The organism is Halorubrum sp. ASP1 (genome assembly GCF_005435135.1).
Classification (GTDB): domain Archaea; phylum Halobacteriota; class Halobacteria; order Halobacteriales; family Haloferacaceae; genus Halorubrum; species Halorubrum tropicale.
In genome coordinates this window covers 1-5,755 of sequence record NZ_SGUA01000029.1, presented here as the reverse complement: position 1 = coordinate 5,755, position 5,755 = coordinate 1, and the positions used below count along the sequence as shown (strand labels likewise).

5 protein-coding genes are annotated in these 5,755 nt (G+C 67.9%); 2 read left to right on the top strand and 3 right to left on the bottom strand.

Going from position 1 to position 5,755, the window contains the following annotated elements; all coding sequences use genetic code 11:
* Positions 1–452 precede the first annotated feature (452 nt).
* On the bottom strand, positions 453–782 hold the full coding sequence (locus EXE48_RS18020) for a non-histone chromosomal MC1 family protein (protein ID WP_053770243.1): 330 nt from the start codon (positions 780–782) through the stop codon (positions 453–455).
* Between the two features lie 345 nt (positions 783–1,127).
* Here EXE48_RS18020 and EXE48_RS18015 point away from each other — a divergent pair, with 345 nt between their 5' ends.
* The gene (locus EXE48_RS18015; RefSeq protein ID WP_137705117.1) at positions 1,128–1,331 is read left to right on the top strand and encodes a hypothetical protein; all 204 of its coding nucleotides are present in this window, start codon (positions 1,128–1,130) and stop codon (positions 1,329–1,331) included.
* Between the two features lie 97 nt (positions 1,332–1,428).
* Positions 1,429–2,484, top strand: coding sequence for a quinone-dependent dihydroorotate dehydrogenase (locus EXE48_RS18010; RefSeq protein WP_137712153.1), 1,056 nt, complete (start codon positions 1,429–1,431; stop codon positions 2,482–2,484).
* Positions 2,485–2,514: 30 nt separating this feature from the next.
* Here the strand turns inward: EXE48_RS18010 and EXE48_RS18005 are convergent, their stop codons facing one another.
* Both EXE48_RS18005 and EXE48_RS18000 read right to left on the bottom strand, forming a co-directional pair.
* Positions 2,515–5,160: a valine--tRNA ligase gene (locus EXE48_RS18005; RefSeq protein ID WP_137712152.1), complete on the bottom strand. Its 2,646-nt coding sequence runs from the start codon at positions 5,158–5,160 to the stop codon at positions 2,515–2,517.
* A 93-nt stretch (positions 5,161–5,253) separates the two neighbouring features.
* Entirely contained in the window at positions 5,254–5,508 is a 255-nt protein-coding gene (locus EXE48_RS18000; RefSeq protein ID WP_053770246.1) for a DUF7967 family protein, read from the bottom strand.
* Positions 5,509–5,755: the final 247 nt, after the last annotated feature.

The window sequence follows — 5,755 nt, the reverse complement described above, 5'->3', positions numbered from 1 at the left end:
GTGTTGACACACCATTGCATTGGTCTGTGTGGTGTCCGGGCCAGCCAACGGCTTGGATGGCACCGAACGACCACGGCTCACATCAGATCACCGCTTACGCCGGAGCGCAGGGGGCGTGATCCTCATCCTTCGCGGACCTGAACGTACCGGACGACGGGTCATAAACCCATCGGAACGGTACGGGTCCAACGAAACCGGGCCGGGTTGAACGGCCCGAGTCCGCGATGCGTTCTTCGCATTTCTTCGAATGCCCGGGTTGTACTTAACCCCGTCGAACCATCGGCGCCACGTCATGCGGTTTCATGCCGAGAGAAGGGAACTGACCGGATCCGATCGAACCGGCGACGCGACTGTTCGGGGCGGTCACTCTGCGGCGCAACGGTGATCATGCCCGAAGCGTTCCGGTCGACCGGCGGCTAAAACGAGAGATCGGGATCGGAGTGCCCGGGGAACTACTCCTCGTCGAGGTACTCGATGCCCTGCTTCGAGACGTTGGCTTTGGTGATGTTGTCGAGGTCGTTGAGCCAGAAGTCGTCGTCGGCGTCGTCCACCTCCGGGGCGCCGTCCTTCCACGCCCAGCCCTCGTACTCGTGGACCTTCTGCGTCCCCTTCTCGCGGAGGCGGAGCGTCGTTCGCTCGGCCTCCTCCTCCGAGGGCGCCGGGTCGAGCGTCCGAGCTGCCTTCAGCGCCGCCTGACGCGGCATGTTGCCCGAGAACTCGCTCGGTTCCGATCCGTCTTCCTCCCGAAGGGCAAAGTTTCGCTTACCGTCTTCACGTACCATGGTTTTGCCTCCGTGTGACACCAGCACACAGTCTGTAATAAATATATCGGGGAAATGAAAGCTGCACGCCACAATTTTTATATACTATCCCGGTCGCTGGTTGCGATTTTCGCTCTCTGCGACGCGAGACGGGAGGCGGACACCAGTTCGCGATGAGGCGTTCGCTCCGGCCGGCCGTCGATTCGCGGCCCGCGTGACGGCTCGGGTCACCCCGCAGAGCGCGGACGGCGCCTCAATGTCCGTTCCGGGTCACGTCGACGCACGCGCGCAGTCTGGGACTCCCGCCGACTGCGGGTAAACAACACTTATGTGTCTGCTATGGCGACATGCGACAACACACCCGCGATGGTCCGTAAAAAGAAGCTCAGCCCCAGTGGCGCCAAGGACGACGAGGGGGAGTACCACAACGTCCACGTGAACCTCCACGAGGACGAACTCGCCGTCGCCGGCATGGAGATCGGCGACGAGGTGTTCGTCCGGGTCCGAGACGGGAAGATAATCATCCAGAAAGCGGACGCCAACCCGGAGAAGCTGGAACACGACTTCTGAGACGGACCGCGGGGTTTCACCGGATCGATGCCCGCGAGCGGCCGCGACGCGGACCGCGGTCGGCGGATTGATTGTCGCTCGTGACGAGGCCCAGACGATGGGCGCGTACGACCTGTTGAAGCCGGCGCTGTTCCGGCTTCCACCCGAGACCGCACATGGACTGGTGCATCGACTGCTCGGCGGCGTCCAGGGGACGCCGGTCGCCGCCGCGCTCGCCGAGCGGTACGCGGTCGACGACGAGCGGCTCGCGGTCGACGCGTTCGGGTCGTCGTTCCCGAACCCGGTGGGCGTCGCGGCCGGGTTCGACAAGAACGCGCACGTCCCGCGAGCGCTGGCGTCGCTCGGATTCGGCCACGTGGAGGTCGGCGGCGTGACCGCCGAGCGGCAGCCCGGGAACCCGCGACCGCGGCTGTTCCGACTGAAGGCGGACGAGGCGCTCGTCAACCGGATGGGGTTCAACAACGAGGGCGCCGACCGCGTCGGGGAGCGCCTCGACCGCGACCCGCTCCCGGACGTGCCGGTCGGGATCAATATCGGGAAGTCGAAGTCGACGCCGCTGGCCGAGGCCCCCGACGACTACCGCTACACGTACGAGCGCGTCGCGGACGCGGGCGACTACTTCGTCGTCAACGTCTCCAGCCCGAACACGCCGGGGCTCCGCGAACTCCAGAACCGCGAGGCCTTAGAGCGCATCCTCGGGACCCTCGACGGCGCCGGCGCGGACCCGCTCCTCGTGAAGCTCTCCCCGGACCTCCCGGAGCCGGCGGTCGAGGACGCGCTCGGCGTCGTCGACGACCTCGACCTCGACGGCGTCATCGCGACCAACACGACGACGTCGCGGCCGGACTCGCTGCGGAGCCACAACCGGGCCGAACGCGGCGGCCTCTCGGGGAAGCCGATCGAGTCGCTCGCGACGGAGCGGGTGCGGTTCGTCGCGGAGCGCACCGACGTGCCCGTGATCGGCGTGGGCGGCGTCTCGGACGCCGCGGGCGCCTACGAGAAGATACGGGCGGGCGCCTCGCTCGTCCAGCTGTACACCGGGCTCGTCTACGAGGGACCGGGGCTCGCACGCGATATCAACGAAGGGCTGCTCGAACTGCTCGAACGGGACGGGTTCGACTCGGTCGGAGACGCCGTCGGCGCCGATCTGTAATCGAGTCGAATACGAGAAGGAGAGGCGCGGTTACGCGTCGTTGCGAACGATGACGACGACGCCGTCCGCCTGGAGCAGCTCCCCCTCGTCCTGATACTGACGTTCTTCCTCGACCGTGAACTCGTCGCCGACGAGCGTGACGCCGGCGACGTGAAGCTCGTCGCCGTCGAGTTCGTACTCCTCCTGAGCCAGGGCGGCCTCGATGTCGCCGACCTGGTCGCCGTACTTCGGGCCGACGGTGGCGTAGTCGAGGTCGATCCCCGTGATCACCGTCTCGACGGGCGCGTCGCCGTCCGGGTGGACCGCGAGGTCGTCGACGTGCATCACGCCGGTGATGTCGTCCTCGAACCCGCGCACGTCGGCGTACACCTCCACCGCGTCGAGCGCGGCGGTGAGGGGGAGCTGGTTCTCGCTCTTGTACTTGCGGAGCGCGCCGACGACCGCGGTCGCGGCGGTCCCGGCGTCGCGGTCGGCCTCGATCCCCAGCGGCTCGGGCCAGTCGGTGAGGTGAACCGAGTCGGTCGCGCCGCCCGCGAGCCCGGCCGCCGCCGCGTCGCCGGCGTACATATCGTGCCACAGCTCCTCGGTGACGTGCGCGAGGAGGGGCGCGAACAGCTTCAGGAACCGGCGGTGCGCGGCGCGGAGCGTGTACGCGGCCGCGTCGTCCTCGCGCTGTTTCGCGATCTCGAGGTAGTCGTCGCAGAACGTGTTCCAGAAGAAGCTCCGGAGCTCGTCGCGCGCCTTCGAGAACGCGCGGTCGTCGAGGAGGTCGGTGAGCCGCTCGACCTCGGCGTCGAGCTCGGCGAGCAGCCAGCGGTCGAGCTCGCGGAGCTCGTCGTCCGGCTCGGCCGGGAACGGCTCCGGCGCGAGCGACTCGACGAGCTTCGAGGCGTTCCACAGCTTCCGGATCAGCTTCTCGCCCGCGCGGAGGTCCTTCTTCTTGAAGGGGAAGTCGTCGCCGACGGCGGTGCCGGCCGCCCAGTAGCGCGTGGCGTCGACCGGGAACTCCTCCAGCACGGCCTCGGGCTCGACGACGTTGCCGACCGACTTCGACATCTTCTCGCGGTTCTCGTCGAGCACGTGACCGTTGATCATCGTCTCCTCGAACGGGACCTCGCCGGTGTGCTCGTAGCACTTGACGATCGTGTGGAACAGCCAGAAGCTGATGATGTCGTGGCCCTGCGGCCGGAGGTCGAACTGATACAGCTCCGGGCGCTCCATCGTGAACTCCCCGGCCGCCTCGTCCCAGTCCCAGCCGGCGTTGATGAGCGGCGTCAGGCTGGAGGTGGCCCACGTGTCGAGCACGTCGTCCTCCGGCTCGAACTCGTCGTGCCCGCACTCGGGACAGGCGTCGGCGGGCGGGTCGTCGGAGAGCGGGTCGACCGGCAGGTCGGCCTTGTCGGCGATGACCGCCTCGCCGCAGTCGGCGCAGTACCACACCGGGAACGGGATGCCCGACGAGCGCTGGCGGGAGATGAGCCAGTCCCACTGGAGCCCCTCGACCCAGTGTTCGTACCGGGTGAACATCTTCTCGGGCGACCAGTCCATCTCCCGGCCGACCTCGAGGTACTCGTCGGTCTTGTCGAGCATCTCGATGTACCACTGCTCGGTGACGAGGAACTCGACGCTCGTCCCGCAGCGCTCGTGGACGTTGACCGTGTGGGTGATGTCGCGGCGGTCGAGCAGCGCGCCCGCCTCGTCGAGGTCCTCGACGATGGCCTCGCCGGCCTCGTCGGCGTGGAGCCCCTCGTACTCCTCCGCGACGTCGGTCATGTGCCCGGACTCGTCGATGGCGACGCGCAGGTCCAGGTCGTGGACCTGGTACCACTCGATGTCGTTCTGGTCGCCGAACGTACAGCACATCACGATGCCGGAGCCCGTCTCCATGTCGACGCGCTCGTCGGCGATGATCGGCACCTCGTGGCCGAACAGCGGGACCTCGGCGGACTCGCCGACGAGGTGCTGGTTCTCGTCGTCGTCCGGGTGGACGAAGACGGCGACGCAGGCGGGAAGGAGCTCGGGGCGCGTCGTCGAGATGGTGAAGGTCTCGCCGTCGCCGCCCGCGACGGGGAAGGCGATGTCGTTGAAGTGGCTGCCCTGCTCGTCGTCCTCGGTCTCGACCTGCGAGATGGCGGTCTCGCACTCGGGACACCAGATCGCGGGCGCCTTCTCGCGGTACTCGCGGCCCTGCTCGTAGAGGTCGACGAACGAGAGCTGGGAGACGCGCTGGACGCGCGGCTCGATGGTCTGGTACGTGTGGTTCCAGTCCACCGACACCCCGAGCGACTGGACGTTCTCGGTGAACTGCTGCTCGTAGTCGGCACAGACCTCCCGGCACTTCGCCTGGAACTCGCGCCGCTCGAACTCCTGGTGGCGGATGTCGAGCTCGTCCTCGGTGAGCCGCTCGGAGGCGATCCCGTTGTCGTCGTAGCCGAACGGGAAGAACGTCTCGCCGCCGTTCATGCGCTCGAAGCGCGCGACGAAGTCCTGGAGGGTGAACCCGTACAGGTGGCCCATGTGGAGGCTCCCCGATACCGTCGGCGGGGGCGTGTCGATGGAGAAGACGGTGTTCGGATCGACCGGGTCGTCGTCGGAGTAGGCGTACGTCTCCTCGTCGACCCAGCGCCGCTGCCAGCGCGGTTCGACGGCGTCGGGGTCGTACTCACCACTGGGCATTTCGGTCACACGTTCCGCCGGTTCCCTCTTAACGGACTCGGTTGTGTGGGGCGGCGTTGCGCGGTCGAGCGCGGTGAGGTGCGGAGAGCGGGGTCAGACCCGGTCGTCGAGGTCGTGGTCGGCCGCCATCTTCGACGCCTCGGTCGCGAACCGCTCGACCTCCTCTTCGGGCGTCTCGCCCAGGGCGCTCTCGTCGACCTCGCGGCCGGCGGTGATCCCGTCGCCCGTGACGAGCCGCTGTTCGGCCAGCTCCTTCGTGTGGACGCGCTCGCCGTCCTCGGTGGCGTACGTGAGTCGGACGAGCCCCTTCGAGTCGAACTGCCGGTCGACGAGCCAGACAGTGGGCATGCGCGGGGATCCGTCCCTGCGAGGCTTAAGAAGGACGGTCGGCGCGCGGCGAGATCGGTAGTACCCTCTTTTTGATCGACCGACCGAATCCGGTCGGCGCGTGCCGACGAACGCCCTGCGGGCGTGAGTCGCACGCGCGAGGGAGTCGCTGGCTCCCGGAGCGTAGCGGAGGGTGCCAGCGACGAGGCTGGGGAGGGGTGAGGTGCGGTCGCGGTGCGGGGTGGGATCCAAAGGGGCGGTCGGGAGG

What these genes read in the sequence shown, in the direction of transcription:
- EXE48_RS18015 (WP_137705117.1), top strand. Translation starts at nt 1,128, where the DNA reads ATGGTCCGTAAAAAGAAGCTCAGCCCCAGTGGCGCCAAGGACGACGAG.
- EXE48_RS18020 (WP_053770243.1), bottom strand. Translation starts at nt 782, where the DNA reads ATGGTACGTGAAGACGGTAAGCGAAACTTTGCCCTTCGGGAGGAAGAC.
- EXE48_RS18005 (WP_137712152.1), bottom strand. Translation starts at nt 5,160, where the DNA reads ATGCCCAGTGGTGAGTACGACCCCGACGCCGTCGAACCGCGCTGGCAG.
- EXE48_RS18000 (WP_053770246.1), bottom strand. Translation starts at nt 5,508, where the DNA reads ATGCCCACTGTCTGGCTCGTCGACCGGCAGTTCGACTCGAAGGGGCTC.
- EXE48_RS18010 (WP_137712153.1), top strand. Translation starts at nt 1,429, where the DNA reads ATGGGCGCGTACGACCTGTTGAAGCCGGCGCTGTTCCGGCTTCCACCC.